Source organism: Pseudomonas phenolilytica (genome assembly GCF_021432765.1).
GTDB classification, from domain to species: domain Bacteria; phylum Pseudomonadota; class Gammaproteobacteria; order Pseudomonadales; family Pseudomonadaceae; genus Stutzerimonas; species Stutzerimonas phenolilytica.
In genome coordinates this window covers 557,677-573,173 of the sequence record NZ_CP058908.1, presented here as the reverse complement: position 1 = coordinate 573,173, position 15,497 = coordinate 557,677, and the positions used below count along the sequence as shown (strand labels likewise).

Here is a 15,497-nt window from a genome sequence, read left to right as displayed (position 1 = left end):
ATCCAGACGACGGAACACCCGCAGTATGCCGCATCGCCTCAGACGAAGCAGAGTGCCAGCGACTGCGCGATATAGGCAGGTTTCTCCGCGCCTTCGATCTGCATCTCGGCGCGGGTCTTGAGCAGCCACTGGCCGGGGTTCTTCTCGTGGGCGTCGAGCAGCGTGGCGTGCAGGCGCACCCGCGAGCCGACCCGCACCGGCTGGATGAAGCGCAGACTGTCCAGCCCGTAGTTGACTGCCATCTTGGTGCCCTGCGGCACCACCATGAGGTCTTCCATGAGCAGCGGCAGCAGCGAGAGCGACAGGAAGCCGTGCGCGATAGTGCCGCCGAACGGCGTCTGCCTGGCCTTCTCCGGATCGACATGAATGAACTGGTGATCGCCGGTGCACTCGGCGAAGTGGTCGACGCGGCTCTGGTCAATGGTCAGCCAGTCGGAGTGGCCGAGTTCCTTGCCGATGTAGTCCTTGAGTTCATCGAGCGGTACCTGGGGCATGGGGCGGTTCCTCTGCGGGGCGTGGATGTCCTTGAAGATCAGCACGCACCCTTTGCCCGCGCAATCACCCATGACCGGGCGAATGGCGCGTCATAGCGAAGCCGCCGCTGCGTGAGGCGCGCCGTTGCGGCTTATAATCGCTGACATTTGCCGGAGGGGGCTCCCATGCTGCTGCGCGGTCTGACCTGGCTGGTGCTGTTCCAGCTGCTCGGCACGGTACTTAATGTGTTGCTGGTGCCGATGCTGCCGGGGCCGATCATCGGCCTGTTGCTGTTGTTCGCGGCGCTGCTGCTGCGCGGCAGTGCGAGCGAGTCGCTGCAGGTGGCGGCGAGCAGCCTGCTGCGTTATCTGCCGCTGCTGCTGGTGCCGCCTGCCGTCGGCGTGATGGTCTATACCGAGGCGATCCTGCAGGACTTCTGGGCGATCGTCGGTGTGCTGGTGATTTCCCTGCTGCTCTCGCTGGTGTTCACCGGCTGGTTGATGCAGGCGCTGATCCAGCGGCAGACCCGCCGGCGGGAGGACGCATGACGACGATGCTCGACTGGCATGCCGCCTGGCAGGCGCTGATCCATCACCCGCTATTCGGTGTCGGCGTCACGCTCGCCGCGTTCCAGCTGTCGTTTGCCGCCTACGAGAAGACTCGCTGGGTATTTCTGCAGCCGGTCCTGCTCTCGGCGCTGCTGGTCATCGGCGTGCTGCTGCTGTGCGGGCTCAGCTATGCCGATTACGCCGACAGCGCGCAGCTGCTGACGGTCATGCTTGGCCCGGCGACGGTGGCGCTGGCGGTGCCGTTGTATCTGAATCTGCGGCGAATCCGCGAACTGTTCGCGCCGATCGTGATCACTCTGTTGGTAGCCGGCGTCACCGCCACCGCGCTGGGCATGGCGCTGGCGTGGCTGTTCGGCGCCGAGCGGATGATCCTCATGACCCTGGCGCCGAAGTCGGTGACATCGCCCATCGCCATGCTGGTGGCCGAGCAGATCGGCGGGGTGGTCGCGCTGGCGGCCGTGTTCGTGATGATCACCGGCGTGCTCGGGGCGATCTTCGGCCCCGCGCTGCTGCGCCGCTGTGGTGTGCGCCATCCGGCGGCCCGCGGCATGGCCCTCGGCCTGACTGCCCACGCGGTGGGTACCGCCCAGGCGCTGCAGGAGAGTGACGAGTGCGGCGCCTTCGCCGCGCTGGCAATGAGCCTGATGGGCGTGATGACGGCGGTGCTGCTGCCGCTGGTGGTGACCCTGTTGCTGTGATGGAGCCTGCATGAAGCTGCCGCTGTTTCCGCTCGATACCGTGTTGTTTCCTGGCTGCACGCTGGATCTGCAGGTTTTCGAACCGCGCTACCTGGACATGCTCAGCGGCTGCTTGAAGGCCGGTCATGGGTTCGGTGTGGTGCATATTCTTGAGGGCAGTGAAGTCGGTCCGGCGCCGGCGGCGTTCGCCCGGATTGGCTGCGAGGCGCTGATCAGGGACTGGCAGCAGCAGCCCAACGGCCTGTTGGGTATTCGCGTCGAGGGCGGGCGGCGCTTCTGCGTGGAGTCTTCCGAGGTCCAGCGCGATCAGCTCAGCATTGCCCACGTACGCTGGCTCGGTGAGCTCGCCGAGCGGCCGCTGGACGACAGCCATGCCGATCTGCTGATGCTGCTGCAGGCGCTGGGTCGCCATCCGATGGTCGAAAGCCTGGGCATGGGCGGCACGCCGGCCGGGCAGCGCGATCTCGCCGCACAGCTGGCCTATCTGCTGCCGTTCCAGCCCCGGCAGAAGCTCGACCTGCTGGCGCTGGAGGCGCCGCAGGCGCAGCTCGAGCTGATCCAGTCCCTGCTGGAAGCGCTGCAGGGCGAGCTGGCCGGCTAGGAGTACCGATACATCAGCATCGCCGTTGGCAGTGCCCAGAGCGAGAAGGCGCCCAGCAGGCCGAGGCACGCCGGCAGAATCAGCCACCATGCGCGCGGCGACAGCGCCGGCAGCGGTGTGCGCCATTGCACCAGCGTCAGGCTGAGCGAACAGAACGTGGCGGCGAGCAGCGCGCCGGCCAGTACGTCGGTGCTCCAGTGCACCCCCAGATAGACCCGCGACAGTGCGATGGCGGTGGCCGGCAGCCCCGCCAGCAGCAGCCATGCCAGGCGTAGGCGTGGCGGCTGCTCGCGGCTGGCCAGCACGCCGAGGGTGAGGAACAGGGCGAACGCCGCCGAGCTGTGTCCGCTGGGGAAGCTGTAGCTGCCCAGCGGTTCGAGCAGCACTTCCGGCCGCACGCGGGCGAAAGTCGCCTTCAGCGCGCCGTTGGCCAGTGCTGTGCCGAGCAGCGTGGCGATGGCGAACAGCGCGGCGCGCCACTGGCGCAGCAACAGCAGCAGCAGGCTCAGCAGCACCGCGGCCCACAGCTGCGTGTGGAAATCGCCCAGGCGGGTGATCAGCACCATGACACGGTCCATCGGTGCGCTGCGTTCGGCCTGGATCACCGTCAGCAGCCCTTCGTCGAACTCGCGCAGGTGCGGCCAGCCAAAGAACAGTCCTAACAGGATCAGCGTGCTCAGCCCGGCGGCGACGGCGCTGACCCAGCGCTGGTGGCGGAAACTGCCGTGAATGATCGCACCGATCAGCAGTACGATCGCGCCGACAACCGCCCCCGCTTCGCCCCAGAAACCCTCGGCCAGCGGCAGGCGCAGCGCCGCACCGGCGGTCCAGCCGGGCAGCAGGTAGGCCATCGACCAGCCGGCCGCTGCCACCAGACTGACCAGCAGGAAGCGGCCGAACGGCATGTCGAGCATCCCCGCGGTCATCGGCAGCATCGGTCGCAGCGGGCCGATGAAGCGGCCGACCAGCAGGCTGGCGACGCCATAGCGGGCGAAGTAGTGTTCGGCGCGTAGCAGCCATTCGGGATGGTGGCGCAGCCCCGGCAGACGGCGGATGCCCTGGTGGTAACGGCGCCCGAGGCCGTAGGAAATCAGATCGCCGAGCAGGCCGCCGGAGAAGCCCAGCAGCAGCGTCTCGCTCAACGTCAGCGCGCCGCTGCCGGCGAGCATGGCGACGGCGAACAGCAGCACGGTACCGGGGACCAGCAACCCGACCACCGCCAGGCATTCGACGCAGGCGGCGATCAACAGCACCAGGCCGAGCCATTGCGGATGGGCGCCAAGCCAGGCGGTGAACGGGTCGAGCCACTGGCTCATGCGCGATTCCTTGTTCGGGTGAGGCCTTTTCGACCCGTCGCTGACGGCGCGGGTTTCACCGCGCGGATGATAGCGATGCCACTGCGCGCCGACGAGGCCGGCCCGTTCGCCCGACGCGGCTGTGCGGCACGGGCTGGGGTGGCTATAATCAGCCGCTTTCCCTTTCGTCAGGCCAGCAAGACCATGACCGAGTCCGTGCTCGACTACATGACCCGCCTGGGCCGCGCCGCGCGCGACGCCTCGCGGGTGCTCGCGCGCGCCAGCACCGCGCAGAAGAACCGTGCCCTGCAGGCCGCCGCCGCCGCGCTCGATGCCGCGCGTGCCGAGCTGGTCGCCGCCAATGAACTGGATCTGGCCGGCGGCCGTGCCAATGGCCTGGACGCGGCAATGCTCGACCGCCTGGCGCTCACGCCCAAGGTGATCGACAGCATGATCGAGGGCCTGCGCCAGGTCGCCGCGCTGCCCGATCCGATCGGTGAAATCCGCGACATGCGCTACATGCCCTCGGGCATCCAGGTCGGCAAGATGCGCGTGCCGCTGGGCGTGGTCGGCATCATCTACGAGTCGCGGCCCAACGTGACCATCGACGCTGCCAGCCTGTGCCTGAAGTCGGGCAACGCCACCATCTTGCGTGGCGGTTCCGAGGCCATTCATTCCAACCAGGCCATCGCTCGCTGCATCCAGCTCGGTCTGGCCGAGGCCGGCCTGCCCGCCGCTGCCGTGCAGGTGGTGGAGACCACCGACCGCGCGGCCGTCGGCGCGCTGATCGCGATGCCCGAATACGTCGACGTGATCGTGCCGCGCGGCGGCAAGGGGCTGATCGAACGCATCAGCCGCGATGCCCGAGTGCCGGTGATCAAGCACCTGGATGGCATCTGCCATGTGTATGTCGATATCGCTGCGGACGTCGACAAGGCAATCCGCGTCGCCGACAACGCCAAGACCCAGCGCTACGCGCCGTGCAATGCGATGGAGACGCTGCTGGTACACCAGGGCATCGCCGAGCGTGTGCTGCCACCGCTGGCGGCGATCTACCGCGAAAAGGGTGTCGAGCTGCGCGGTTGCGAGCGCACCCGGGCGCTGCTCGGTGGCGACGTGCTGGTGGCCAGCGAAGAAGACTGGTCCACCGAGTACAATGCGCCGATTCTGTCGATCCGCATCCTCGATTCGCTGGATGAGGCCATCGAGCACATCAATCGCTACGGCTCGCAGCACACCGATGCGATCGTCACCGAGAACTTTACCGATGCGCGGCGCTTCCTCACCGAAGTCGATTCCAGTTCGGTGATGGTCAACGCCTCGACGCGTTTCGCCGACGGCTTCGAGTACGGCCTGGGCGCGGAGATTGGCATCTCCACCGACAAGCTGCACGCCCGCGGGCCGGTCGGTCTGCACGGGCTGACCAGCGAGAAGTATGTGGTCTTCGGCGACGGTCACGTCCGCACCTGATGCGCCACGGCAGCGGCGCACGGCGCATCGGCATCCTCGGCGGTACCTTCGATCCGGTACACATCGGTCACCTGCGCGGCGCGCTGGAGGTGGCCGAGATGTTCGGTCTCGACGAGTTGCGGCTGATCCCCAATGCGCGCCCGCCGCACCGCGAAACGCCGAGCTGCTCGGCTGAGGACCGTCTGGCGATGGTCCGCCTGGCGGTGGCCGACCTGCCGCCGCTGTGCGTCGATGCCCGTGAGCTGGAGCGGGCGAAGCCGTCCTACACCATCGAGACGCTGATCTCGCTGCGTGAGGAGTTGGCGGCCGACGACCAGCTGCTGCTGATCGTCGGCTGGGATGCGTTCTGTGGGCTGCCGACCTGGCATCGCTGGGAGGAGCTGCTCGACTATTGCCACATCCTCGTGCTGCAGCGGCCGGATGCCGGCAGCGAGGCGCCGCAGGCGTTGCGCGATCTGCTGGCCGCGCGCAGTGTTTCCGATCCACAGGCACTGGCCGGCGCTGCCGGGCAGATCGCCTTCGTCTGGCAGACACCGCTGGAGGTGTCCGCCACGCAGATTCGTCAATTGCTGGCCAGCGGCAAGTCGGTGCGTTTTCTGGTGCCCGACGCCGTTCTGGCTTACATCAACGCGCACGGACTCTACCGGGCGTCGAACTGAGGTTGTTTTCACGTTATGCAAACTGAAGCTTTGGTCCAGCTGGCGGTCGCCGCGCTGGAAGATTTGAAGGCCCAGGACATCGTCACCATCGATGTGCGCGGTAAGACCAGCGTCACCGACTACATGGTGATCGCCAGCGGCGGCTCCAGTCGCCAGGTCAAGGCGCTGGCCGACAACGTGCTGGAGAAGGTCAAGGAACAGGGCGTGCGCCCGCTGGGCAGTGAAGGCCTGGAAGGCGGCGAGTGGGCCCTGCTCGACCTGGGCGACGTGGTGGTGCACGTCATGCAGGTGCCGACTCGCCAGTTCTACGATCTCGAACGCCTCTGGCAGGGCGCCGAACAGAGCCGCGCGCAGCACAGCCACGATCCGGAGTAACCCGTGCGGATCAAGCTGATCGCCGTCGGCTCGAAGATGCCGCGCTGGGTGGAGGAGGGCTGGCAGGAATATGCCCGCCGCCTGCCATCCGAGCTGCCGCTCGATCTGGTGGAGATTGCGCTCAACACCCGTGGCAAGAACGCCGATGTGGCGCGCCTGATCCGCCAGGAAGGCGAGGCGATGCTGGCCAGGGTGCAGCCGGGCGAGCGCATCGTCACGCTGGAGGTACACGGCAAGCCGTGGAGCACCGAGCAACTGGCGGCAGAGCTGGAGCGCTGGCGGCTGGATGCGCGCAACGTCAACCTCATGGTCGGCGGCCCGGAAGGGCTGGCGCCAGAGGTCTGCGCGCGCAGCGAGCAGCGCTGGTCGCTGTCGCCACTGACGCTGCCGCATCCGCTGGTGCGGATTCTGGTGGGTGAGCAGATCTATCGTGCCTGGACACTGCTGTCCGGCCACCCCTATCACAAGTAGTCCGACGACCGATCCATGCCGCAACCGATCCCCCTCAAGGACCACGAAAAGGATGCCCTGCTGGTGCGCAGTCGCGCGCTGGTCGGCATTGTCGTGGTGGTGCTGCTGATCGGTGTGCTGGTGGCGCGCATGTACTACCTGCAGGTAGTGCAGTTCGAGCACCATTCGACGCTGTCGGAAAACAACCGTGTGCACGTGCAGCCGATCCCGCCCAACCGCGGGCTGATCTTCGATCGCAACGGCCGGGTGATCGCCGACAACCGCCCGAGTTTCAGTCTGACGGTCACCCGCGAGCGCGCCGGGCAGGACTGGCGCGGCGTGCTTGACCGGGTCGTCGAGGTGCTGGAGCTGCCGGCCGAGGAGCGCGAGCTGTTCGAGAAGCGCGTATTGCAGGGGCGCCGGCCGTTCGAACCGGTGCCCATCATGTACGAGCTGTCGGAGGAGCAGATCGCCCGCATCGCGGTGAATCAGTTCCGTCTGCCCGGTATCGAGGTGTCGGCGCAGCTGGTACGGCACTATCCGCAGGGGCCGCACTTCGCCCACTCGGTCGGTTACGTCGGGCGGATCAACGAAAAGGAGCTGCAGTCGCTCGACCCGGTGAACTACAGCGGCACCCATCACATGGGCAAGACCGGCATCGAAAAATTCTACGAGGACGTGCTGCACGGCCAGGTCGGCTACGAAGAAGTCGAGACCAACGCCCGCGGCCGCGTGCTGCGCGTGCTCAAACGCACCGACCCGATTCCCGGCAAGGACCTGACGCTGACCCTTGACCTCAAACTGCAGGAGGCCGCCGAGGCCGCGCTGGGCGGCCGGCGTGGGGCGATCGTCGCGCTGCTGCCGGATACCGGTGAGGTGGTGGCGATGGTCAGTCAGCCGAGCTTCGATCCTAACCTGTTCGTCACCGGCATCAGCTTCAAGGCGTATGGCGAGCTGCGCGACTCGATCGATCGGCCGCTGTACAACCGCGTACTGCGCGGTCTCTATCCGCCCGGCTCGACGATCAAGCCGATGATGGCGATCGCCGGGCTGGATGCCGGGGTCATTACGCCGACCAGCCGGGTGTACGACCCGGGCTACTACCAGCTACCCAACGTGAAACACAAATACCGCAACTGGAATCGCGGCGGCGATGGCCCAGTGGATCTGGAAGTGGCGATCATGCGTTCCAACGACACCTACTTTTACGACATGGCGCACAAGCTGGGCGTGGATCGCATGCACGACTACATGACCCGTTTCGGCCTCGGCCAGCGCGTGGCGCTGGACATGTACGAGGAAACCGCCGGGCTGATGCCGTCGCGCGAGTGGAAGCGTGCGCGCTATCGCCAGGCCTGGTATCCCGGCGAGACGGTCATTCTCGGCATCGGCCAGGGCTACATGCAGGCCACGCCGCTGCAGCTGGCGCAGGCGACCGCGCTGATGGCCACGCGCGGCAAATGGATTCGCCCGCACCTGGCCAAGCGCATCGGCGACCAGCCGCCGGTCGATCCGAATCCGCTGCCGGACATCGAGCTGCGCGATCCGAAGTTCTGGGACTATTCGATCCGCGGCATGGAGCAGGTGCTGCACGGTGCCCGCGGCACCGCGCGCAAGGTCGGCGACAGCGCCGCCTATCGTATCGCCGGCAAGAGCGGCACGGCACAGGTGGTGGCGATCAAGCAGGGCGAGCGCTACGACAGCGGCAAGCTCAACGAGCGTCACCGCGACCACGCGCTGTTCGTCGCCTTCGCCCCGGTCCATGATCCGCAGATTGCCGTGGCGGTGATGGTGGAGAATGGCGAGTCGGGCTCGGGCGTCGCCGCGCCGGTGGCCAAACAGGTCATGGATGCCTGGCTGCTGGATGAGAATGGCCAGCTGAAGGCCGAGTACGCCGCGCCGACCACCACGGGCGCCAAAAAGCCATGAACAGCAATTTCGACCGTACCCTGTCTCGCGAAGACGTCATGCGCCGCCGCGCCAGCCTGCTGCAGCGGTTGCACATCGATGCGCAGCTGCTGTTGCTGTTGCTGCTGCTGGCCGCCGGCAGTCTGTTCATCCTCTATTCGGCCAGCGGCAAGAACTGGGATCTGCTGCTCAAGCAGGCGTCATCCTTTGGCCTGGGGCTCGGCGCCATGCTGGTCATCGCCCAGCTGGAGCCGCGCTTCATGGCGCGCTGGGTGCCGCTGGGCTACCTCGCGGTGGTGGGGTTGCTGCTGGCGGTGGAGTTCATGGGGCACACCGCGATGGGCGCTACGCGCTGGATCAACATCCCCGGGGTGATCCGCTTCCAGCCTTCGGAATTCATGAAGATCATCATGCCGATGACCATCGCCTGGTACCTGGCGGCACGCCCGCTGCCGCCGCGCTTCAAGCACACCCTGGTGAGTCTGGCGCTGATCGTGGTGCCGTTCGTGCTGATCGTGAAGCAGCCCGACCTCGGCACCGCGCTGCTGATCCTTGCCTCCGGCGCCTTCGTGCTGTTCGTCGCCGGCCTGCGCTGGAGCTGGATCATGGGCGCGGCCGCGGCCGTGGTGCCGATCGCCGTGGCGATGTGGTACTTCGTGCTGCACGATTACCAGAAGCAGCGGGTGCTGACTTTCCTCGACCCGGAGAGCGATCCGCTGGGTACCGGCTGGAACATCATCCAGTCCAAGGCCGCCATCGGCTCGGGCGGTGTATTCGGCAAAGGCTGGCTGCTGGGCACGCAATCGCACCTGGATTTTTTGCCGGAAAGCCACACGGACTTTATCATTGCGGTCCTCGCCGAGGAGTTCGGCATGGTCGGCGTCTGCTTGCTGCTGCTGGTGTATTTGCTGCTGATTACCCGCGGTCTGGTGATCACCGTGCAGGCGCAGACGTTGTTCGGCAAACTGCTGGCTGGTGCGCTGACGATGACCTTTTTCGTTTACGTCTTCGTCAATATCGGTATGGTCAGCGGGTTGCTGCCGGTGGTGGGCGTGCCGTTACCCTTCATTAGCTACGGCGGAACTTCACTGGTGACCCTGCTGTCAGGGTTCGGGGTTTTGATGTCGATCCACACCCATCGCAAGTGGATCGCCCAGGTTTGACGAGAGTGTATTTCTTGATTTCATTACGGCGTGGCTGGACGGCGCGAATCCTCTGCATGGCAGGAATCCTTGGGGCTGCGGGCGGGCAGACAGCCCTCGCCGCCGATTACCAGGGGCCGAACGTGGACGAGTTCGTCGCCGAGATGACCCGCGATTACGGTTTCGCCAGCGAGCAGCTGCTCGACCTGTTCGCCCAGGCCGAGCGCAAGCAGGCGATCCTCGATGCCATCTCGCGTCCGGCCGAGCGGGTCAAGCCATGGAAGGAGTACCGGCCGATCTTCATCACCGACTCGCGGATCGCCCAGGGCGTGGACTTCTGGCGGCAGAACGAGGAGGCGCTGGCCCGCGCCGAGCAGGTCTACGGCGTACCGGCCGAGGTGATCGTGGCGATCATCGGCGTGGAAACCTTCTACGGCCGCAATACCGGCAATTACCGGGTCATCGACGCGCTGTCGACGCTGGGCTTCGATTATCCGCCGCGCCAGCCGTTCTTCCGCCAGCAGCTCAAGGAGTTCCTCCTGCTCGCGCGTGAGGAGCAGGTCGATCCGCTCACACTCAAGGGCTCCTACGCCGGCGCGATGGGCCTGCCGCAGTTCATGCCGAGCAGCTTTCGCGCCTATGCGGTGGATTTCGACGACGACGGACGCATCGACATCTGGAACAACCCCGTGGATGCCATCGGCAGCGCGGCCAGCTACTTCAAGCAGCACGGCTGGACCAGTGGCGAGCCGGTGGTGGCACGCGCCGAGGTCGACGGCGAACGCGTCGCCGAGGGTCTGAGTCCGGGTCTCGATCCGGTGAAAAGCGTGGCCGAGCTGCGCGAGCTGGGCTGGAACGTTAATTCTCCGGTCGCCGACGATACGGCGGTCACCGCCTTCCGCCTGGAGGGTGCCGACGGCGAGGAATACTGGCTGGGGCTGCCCAACTTCTACGTCATCACCCGTTACAACCGCAGCGTGATGTACGCGATGGCCGTGCATCAGCTGTCCGAGGCGTTGGCAGCGGCGCGAGGGCAACAACCATGACGCGTACCACAGCGCTACTGGCGCTCGGTCTCGCCGGCGTGCTGCTCGCCGGCTGCTCGTCGTCGCCGACGACGCAGGCGCCCGCGCGCAAGCCAGGCATCAGTGGTCCGGGCGATTTCACCCGGCCGAGCAAGGACGGCGCGCCCTGGTGGGATGTCGACGTCTCGCAGATTCCCGATGCGACGCCGATGCCGCACTACGGGCCGGTCAAGGCCAATCCCTATACCGTGCTGGGCAAGACCTATTTCCCGATGAGCGACGGCCGCCGCTATTCCGCGGTCGGTACCGCCTCCTGGTACGGCACCAAGTTTCATGGCCAGCCGACCGCCAATGGTGAAAAGTACGACCTGTATGGCATGAGCGCGGCGCACAAGACCCTGCCGCTGCCCAGCTACGTCAAGGTCACCAATCTGGACAACGGCCGCAGCGTGACGCTGCGGGTCAACGATCGCGGGCCGTTCTACTCCGATCGGGTCATCGACCTGTCCTTCGCCGCGGCGAAGAAGCTCGGCTATGCCGAGACCGGCACGGCACGGGTCAAGGTCGAGGGAATCGACCCGCAGCAATGGTGGGCCGCACAGGGCAAGCCGGTGCCGCTGGTCATGGCGCAGGCTCAGACAGCCGCGCCCAAGCCCGCCAGCAGCACCCTGGCGCAACCCATCGAGCAGTACACGCCGCCGCCGCAACAGCATGCTGCCGCGGTCTTGCCGGTCGAGCTGGAGCGCTCGCCTGACGCGGTGCAGTCCTCGGGACTGTTCCTCCAGGTCGGTGCGTTCGCCAACCCGGACGCTGCCGAACTGCTTAAGGACAAGCTGAGCGGCGTGGTCTCCGCGCCGGTGTTCATCAGCTCGGTGGTGCACAACCAGCAGACCCTGCACCGTGTCCGTCTCGGCCCCATCGGCAGCGCCGACGAGGCGTCGCAGCTGGAGCAAAGCGTGCGCCTGGCCAATCTCGGACAGCCCCGCCGGGTGCAGGCCGATTGAGCCGCCGTCGCAGCGCGAACCCCTGTCTTACCTGAAACCAATTCGAGAAACGGATGAACATCAAGACTTGCATGCCTCGCTTCATAGTTTTCGCCTTGCTGGCGATCGTCACCACTGCCACCCCAGTGGCCTGGGCGGCTCCCGCCATCCCGTCGCCGCCGCAGCTGGCGGCCAAATCCTACATGCTGATGGACGCGGCCAGCGGCAAGGTGCTGATTGAAAGCAACAGCGACGAGCGCCTGCCGCCCGCCAGTCTGACCAAGCTGATGACCGCCTACATCGCCACGCTGGAGATCCAGAAAGGGCAGATCAGCGACAGCGACATGGTGACCGTCAGCGAGAAGGCGTGGCGCACCGGCGGTTCGCGCATGTTCATTCAGGTCAATACCCAGGTCTCGGTGGACGACCTGCTGCACGGCATCATCATCCAGTCGGGCAACGATGCCAGCGTGGCGATGGCCGAGCACATCGCCGGCAGCGAAGAAGCCTTCGCCGACATGATGAACACCACGGCGCAGCGCCTGGGCATGAGCAACACCCACTTCATGAACGCCACCGGCCTGCCGGACCCGGAGCACTACTCCTCCGCCCATGACATGGCCAAGCTGGCGCGCGCGATCATCTACCAAGACCCGGCGCACTACGCCATCTACGCGCAGAAGGAATTCTTCTGGAACAACATCAAGCAGCCCAACCGTAACCTGCTGCTGTGGCGCGACAAGACCGTCGACGGCCTGAAGACCGGCCATACCGAAGAGGCTGGCTACTGCCTGGTTGCCTCGGCCGTGCGCGATGGCATGCGCCTGATTTCGGTGGTGTTCGGCACTGACAGCGAGCAGGCGCGCGCTGCCGAAACGCAAAAGTTGCTGACCTACGGCTTCCGTTTCTTCGAGACCCGGACCTTCTACCAGAAAGGTGTCGAACTGGCTCAGCAGCAGGTCTGGAAAGGGCAGCAGAGCCAGGTCAAGGCCGGCCTCGCCGAGGACCTGACGCTGACTCTGCCGCGCGGCCAACTGGACAAGCTCCAGGCCAGCATGAGCTTCAGCGACACGCTGATTGCACCGATCAGCCAGGGCCAGGTAGTCGGCAAGGTCGAGGTCAAGCTCGGCGAGGAAGTGCTGCACAGCGCCGATCTGGTCGCGCTGGAAGCGGTAGAAGAAGGTGGGCTGTTCCGCCGTCTTTGGGATAGCATTCGCCTGTTCTTCTACAGCCTGTTCAACTGACAACGCGTCGGCACGTCAGCGCCTATCCCGCGCCGGCGTGCCTGCGGATCACGAGTCCGTCGCCATGACCGATAACCACAGCGAACCTACTGCGCCGAAAATCGAATTTCCCTGCGAGCGTTATCCGATCAAGGTGATCGGCGAGGCCGGCGAGGGCTTTCGCGAGCTGGTGCTCGAAGTCATCCAGCGCCATGCGCCGGATTGCGACGAGACCACACTGGTCACCCGTGACAGCCGCAACGGGCGCTTTCTCTCCGTGCAGGTGCTGATCACCGCCACCGGCGTCGAGCAATTGCAGGCGATCCACGTCGATTTGCGCGCCACCGGCCGCGTCCACATGGTGCTGTGATGGATGCCGAGGTGCTCGGCATCCGCGAGCTTGGGCTGATCGACTACCAGACGGCCTGGCAGGCCATGCAGCGGTTCACCAATCAGCGCGGTCCGCAAACCGGCGACGAGCTCTGGTTGCTGCAGCATCCCCCGGTGTTCACCCAGGGCCAGGCCGGCAAGGCTGAGCACGTGCTGTTTCCCGGCGACATCCCGGTGGTGCAGGTCGATCGCGGCGGTCAGGTGACCTATCACGGCCCGGGGCAGCTGGTCTGCTACCTGCTGATCGATGTCCGTCGGCGCGGTATCGGCGTACGCGCGCTGGTCAGTCATATCGAACAGAGCCTGGTCGATCTCCTCGCCAGCTACGACGTCGCCGCGCTGGCCAAACCGGATGCGCCGGGTGTATATGTCGACGGCGCCAAGATCGCCTCGCTCGGCCTGCGCATTCGCAACGGTCGCTCCTTCCACGGCCTGGCGCTGAACGTGGACATGGACCTGGAACCTTTCCGGCGCATCAATCCCTGCGGTTATGCGGGGCTGGCGATGACACAGCTGCGCGATCTGATCGGTCCGGTGGACTTCTCCGAAGTCGTCGGTCGACTGCGCACGCAACTGGCCCGGCACCTCGGATACGCGCAACAGAAGACCCTCGCGGGCGGAATCGAAAACATATGAGTACTGTTGATACGGCCGGCAAGCGCCCGGCGAAGGTTGAGGCCGGGGTCAAGCTGCGTGGCGCGGACAAGGTCGCGCGCATTCCGGTGAAGATCATCCCCACCGACGAGCTGCCGAAGAAGCCCGACTGGATCCGCGTGCGCATCCCGGTCTCGCCAGAGGTGGACCAGATCAAGAACACCCTGCGCAAGCACAAGCTGCACAGCGTCTGCGAAGAGGCCTCCTGCCCGAACCTGGGCGAGTGCTTCTCCAGCGGCACCGCGACGTTCATGATCATGGGCGATATCTGCACGCGGCGCTGTCCGTTCTGCGACGTCGGCCACGGCCGGCCCAACGCCCTGGACCCCGACGAGCCGAAGAACCTGGCCCAGGCCATCGCCGACATGCGCCTTAAGTATGTGGTGATCACCTCGGTGGACCGCGATGACCTGCGCGACGGTGGCGCTCAGCATTTTGCCGACTGTCTGCGCGAAATCCGCAAGCTGTCGCCGAACATCCAGTTGGAAACGCTGGTGCCGGACTACCGCGGGCGTATGGACATCGCCCTCGACATCACTGCCAGCGAGCCGCCGGATGTCTTCAACCACAACCTGGAAACCGTGCCGCGGCTGTACAAGTCGTCCCGTCCCGGCTCGGATTTCGAGTGGTCGCTGGATTTGCTGGAGAAGTTCAAGCAGCGCGTGCCGGGCGTGCCGACCAAGTCGGGACTGATGCTCGGCCTCGGCGAGACCGACGAGGAGGTCATCGAGGTCATGCAGCGCATGCGCGAGCATGACATCGACATGCTGACCCTCGGTCAGTATCTGCAACCGTCGCGCAGCCACCTGCCGGTGCAGCGCTTCGTCCATCCGGACACCTTCGCCTGGTTTGCCGAAGAGGGGATGAAGATGGGCTTCAAGAACATCGCTTCGGGCCCGCTGGTACGATCCTCGTACCACGCCGACCAGCAGGCGCACGCCGCCAAGGACTAATGCGCCCCGAGCCGTCCCGGCGCAACGCCGGGCGGTTCGCCCGTCTACGGCCCTCGCGCGAGTCCTCCACGCGGTTTCGCATAGTCTTCCCCGTCGCGTTCGCAACTGTTTGTGTTTCCCGTTGCGCTTGGCAAGAAAATTGCGCCATTTCGCCGCATTAGACTTTGGTCTATAGTGCCCCGCGTCTGACATCACAAGGCCGAGGGCCACCGCACATGAGTTATCCCCAGCTGAAGAACCTGCTCGATGATCTGGACGCCGCCAAGGTTGAATGCGACGCCATGAGCCGCCTCGTGGTGACACGCCTGGCGCGTCAGCACATCCCCTATCAGGCGATGCTGGGGCAGGTCGAGCTGGACGGCAAGGTGCTGTCGCCACACTTCTGGGTCGAAGCCGATGGCTGCGTGATCGATTACCGTGCCCGCCAGCGCCTCGGTGGCGATGAACGCGCGCCGCACGGTGTGGTGCCGCGCGAAGCAGTGCAGGCACATTACGCCGGCCACCAGGTGGTGATCGATCCGCTGCCGGACTACCTCTACGAAGTGGCCGTCAAGCACTGAACCCGATTGCCGAAACGCAAAAACCCTGCTCCGGCAGGGTTTTTTTGTGGCTTGAATTCGCCGGTTAG

General features: G+C 65.9%; 18 protein-coding genes. 16 read left to right on the top strand and 2 right to left on the bottom strand.

Annotated elements, in window-relative coordinates:
• Positions 1 to 38: 38 nt before the first annotated feature.
• Positions 39 to 494 carry a MaoC family dehydratase gene (locus HU825_RS02800; RefSeq protein ID WP_054094516.1) on the bottom strand — a complete coding sequence of 152 codons (456 nt, stop codon included), beginning with the start codon at positions 492 to 494 and terminating at the stop codon, positions 39 to 41.
• Between the two features lie 165 nt (positions 495 to 659).
• Here HU825_RS02800 and HU825_RS02795 point away from each other — a divergent pair, with 165 nt between their 5' ends.
• Genes HU825_RS02795 through HU825_RS02785 form a run of 3 tightly spaced genes read left to right on the top strand, consistent with a single transcriptional unit; the run spans position 660 to position 2,342 of the window.
• Positions 660 to 1,022 (top strand): CidA/LrgA family protein, encoded by a 363-nt coding sequence (locus HU825_RS02795; RefSeq protein WP_234302853.1) that lies wholly within the window; start codon positions 660 to 662, stop codon positions 1,020 to 1,022.
• A 5-nt stretch (positions 1,023 to 1,027) separates the two neighbouring features.
• Positions 1,028 to 1,741 (top strand): LrgB family protein, encoded by a 714-nt coding sequence (locus tag HU825_RS02790; protein WP_431978459.1) that lies wholly within the window; start codon positions 1,028 to 1,030, stop codon positions 1,739 to 1,741.
• Positions 1,742 to 1,751: 10 nt separating this feature from the next.
• Positions 1,752 to 2,342 carry an LON peptidase substrate-binding domain-containing protein gene (locus tag HU825_RS02785; RefSeq protein ID WP_234302852.1) on the top strand — a complete coding sequence of 197 codons (591 nt, stop codon included), beginning with the start codon at positions 1,752 to 1,754 and terminating at the stop codon, positions 2,340 to 2,342.
• Here the strand turns inward: HU825_RS02785 and HU825_RS02780 are convergent.
• The gene (locus tag HU825_RS02780; protein ID WP_043297730.1) at positions 2,339 to 3,658 is read right to left on the bottom strand and encodes a bifunctional DedA family/phosphatase PAP2 family protein; all 1,320 of its coding nucleotides are present in this window, start codon (positions 3,656 to 3,658) and stop codon (positions 2,339 to 2,341) included. The two genes, HU825_RS02785 and HU825_RS02780, sit on opposite strands and share 4 nt — an antisense overlap.
• 183 nt (positions 3,659 to 3,841) lie before the next feature.
• Here HU825_RS02780 and HU825_RS02775 point away from each other — a divergent pair, with 183 nt between their 5' ends.
• From HU825_RS02775 to HU825_RS02715, 13 genes are all read left to right on the top strand, one after another.
• A complete protein-coding gene (locus tag HU825_RS02775; protein WP_234303366.1) occupies positions 3,842 to 5,107 on the top strand; it encodes a glutamate-5-semialdehyde dehydrogenase in 1,266 nt (421 codons plus the stop codon).
• Positions 5,107 to 5,766 (top strand): nicotinate-nucleotide adenylyltransferase, encoded by a 660-nt coding sequence (nadD, locus tag HU825_RS02770; RefSeq protein ID WP_008569641.1) that lies wholly within the window; start codon positions 5,107 to 5,109, stop codon positions 5,764 to 5,766. The genes HU825_RS02775 and nadD overlap by 1 nt, the downstream gene beginning before the upstream one ends.
• A gap of 15 nt (positions 5,767 to 5,781) precedes the next feature.
• Entirely contained in the window at positions 5,782 to 6,141 is a 360-nt protein-coding gene (rsfS, locus tag HU825_RS02765; protein ID WP_003286539.1) for a ribosome silencing factor, read from the top strand.
• 3 nt (positions 6,142 to 6,144) lie between these two features.
• On the top strand, positions 6,145 to 6,612 hold the full coding sequence (gene rlmH / locus HU825_RS02760) for a 23S rRNA (pseudouridine(1915)-N(3))-methyltransferase RlmH (RefSeq protein ID WP_043297728.1): 468 nt from the start codon (positions 6,145 to 6,147) through the stop codon (positions 6,610 to 6,612).
• Positions 6,613 to 6,627: 15 nt separating this feature from the next.
• Positions 6,628 to 8,520 carry a penicillin-binding protein 2 gene (gene mrdA, locus HU825_RS02755; RefSeq protein WP_054094520.1) on the top strand — a complete coding sequence of 631 codons (1,893 nt, stop codon included), beginning with the start codon at positions 6,628 to 6,630 and terminating at the stop codon, positions 8,518 to 8,520.
• A 38-nt stretch (positions 8,521 to 8,558) separates the two neighbouring features.
• A complete protein-coding gene (gene rodA / locus HU825_RS02750; RefSeq protein WP_175415105.1) occupies positions 8,559 to 9,662 on the top strand; it encodes a rod shape-determining protein RodA in 1,104 nt (367 codons plus the stop codon).
• A gap of 56 nt (positions 9,663 to 9,718) precedes the next feature.
• A complete protein-coding gene (gene mltB, locus HU825_RS02745) occupies positions 9,719 to 10,687 on the top strand; it encodes a lytic murein transglycosylase B (RefSeq protein WP_138300494.1) in 969 nt (322 codons plus the stop codon).
• Entirely contained in the window at positions 10,684 to 11,670 is a 987-nt protein-coding gene (locus HU825_RS02740) for a septal ring lytic transglycosylase RlpA family protein (protein WP_043297725.1), read from the top strand. The genes mltB and HU825_RS02740 overlap by 4 nt, the downstream gene beginning before the upstream one ends.
• 53 nt (positions 11,671 to 11,723) lie before the next feature.
• Entirely contained in the window at positions 11,724 to 12,893 is a 1,170-nt protein-coding gene (locus HU825_RS02735; protein ID WP_054094521.1) for a D-alanyl-D-alanine carboxypeptidase family protein, read from the top strand.
• Between the two features lie 64 nt (positions 12,894 to 12,957).
• Positions 12,958 to 13,242 carry a DUF493 domain-containing protein gene (locus tag HU825_RS02730; protein WP_008569648.1) on the top strand — a complete coding sequence of 95 codons (285 nt, stop codon included), beginning with the start codon at positions 12,958 to 12,960 and terminating at the stop codon, positions 13,240 to 13,242.
• Positions 13,242 to 13,898 carry a lipoyl(octanoyl) transferase LipB gene (gene lipB / locus HU825_RS02725; protein WP_043297722.1) on the top strand — a complete coding sequence of 219 codons (657 nt, stop codon included), beginning with the start codon at positions 13,242 to 13,244 and terminating at the stop codon, positions 13,896 to 13,898. The genes HU825_RS02730 and lipB overlap by 1 nt, the downstream gene beginning before the upstream one ends.
• Positions 13,895 to 14,869 carry a lipoyl synthase gene (gene lipA, locus HU825_RS02720; RefSeq protein ID WP_043297721.1) on the top strand — a complete coding sequence of 325 codons (975 nt, stop codon included), beginning with the start codon at positions 13,895 to 13,897 and terminating at the stop codon, positions 14,867 to 14,869. The genes lipB and lipA overlap by 4 nt, the downstream gene beginning before the upstream one ends.
• Positions 14,870 to 15,084: 215 nt before the next feature.
• Entirely contained in the window at positions 15,085 to 15,429 is a 345-nt protein-coding gene (locus HU825_RS02715; RefSeq protein ID WP_043297719.1) for a hypothetical protein, read from the top strand.
• Positions 15,430 to 15,497: the final 68 nt, after the last annotated feature.

Excerpts from the sequence above, each read along its gene's own strand:
- HU825_RS02800 (WP_054094516.1), bottom strand. The coding sequence starts at position 494 with ATGCCCCAGGTACCGCTCGATGAACTCAAGGACTACATCGGCAAGGAA.
- HU825_RS02795 (WP_234302853.1), top strand. The coding sequence starts at position 660 with ATGCTGCTGCGCGGTCTGACCTGGCTGGTGCTGTTCCAGCTGCTCGGC.
- HU825_RS02790 (WP_431978459.1), top strand. The coding sequence starts at position 1,028 with ATGCTCGACTGGCATGCCGCCTGGCAGGCGCTGATCCATCACCCGCTA.
- HU825_RS02785 (WP_234302852.1), top strand. The coding sequence starts at position 1,752 with ATGAAGCTGCCGCTGTTTCCGCTCGATACCGTGTTGTTTCCTGGCTGC.
- HU825_RS02780 (WP_043297730.1), bottom strand. The coding sequence starts at position 3,658 with ATGAGCCAGTGGCTCGACCCGTTCACCGCCTGGCTTGGCGCCCATCCG.
- HU825_RS02775 (WP_234303366.1), top strand. The coding sequence starts at position 3,842 with ATGACCGAGTCCGTGCTCGACTACATGACCCGCCTGGGCCGCGCCGCG.
- nadD (WP_008569641.1), top strand. The coding sequence starts at position 5,107 with ATGCGCCACGGCAGCGGCGCACGGCGCATCGGCATCCTCGGCGGTACC.
- rsfS (WP_003286539.1), top strand. The coding sequence starts at position 5,782 with ATGCAAACTGAAGCTTTGGTCCAGCTGGCGGTCGCCGCGCTGGAAGAT.
- mrdA (WP_054094520.1), top strand. The coding sequence starts at position 6,628 with ATGCCGCAACCGATCCCCCTCAAGGACCACGAAAAGGATGCCCTGCTG.
- rodA (WP_175415105.1), top strand. The coding sequence starts at position 8,559 with ATGCGCCGCCGCGCCAGCCTGCTGCAGCGGTTGCACATCGATGCGCAG.
- mltB (WP_138300494.1), top strand. The coding sequence starts at position 9,719 with ATGGCAGGAATCCTTGGGGCTGCGGGCGGGCAGACAGCCCTCGCCGCC.
- HU825_RS02740 (WP_043297725.1), top strand. The coding sequence starts at position 10,684 with ATGACGCGTACCACAGCGCTACTGGCGCTCGGTCTCGCCGGCGTGCTG.
- HU825_RS02735 (WP_054094521.1), top strand. The coding sequence starts at position 11,724 with ATGAACATCAAGACTTGCATGCCTCGCTTCATAGTTTTCGCCTTGCTG.
- HU825_RS02730 (WP_008569648.1), top strand. The coding sequence starts at position 12,958 with ATGACCGATAACCACAGCGAACCTACTGCGCCGAAAATCGAATTTCCC.
- lipB (WP_043297722.1), top strand. The coding sequence starts at position 13,242 with ATGGATGCCGAGGTGCTCGGCATCCGCGAGCTTGGGCTGATCGACTAC.
- lipA (WP_043297721.1), top strand. The coding sequence starts at position 13,895 with ATGAGTACTGTTGATACGGCCGGCAAGCGCCCGGCGAAGGTTGAGGCC.
- HU825_RS02715 (WP_043297719.1), top strand. The coding sequence starts at position 15,085 with ATGAGTTATCCCCAGCTGAAGAACCTGCTCGATGATCTGGACGCCGCC.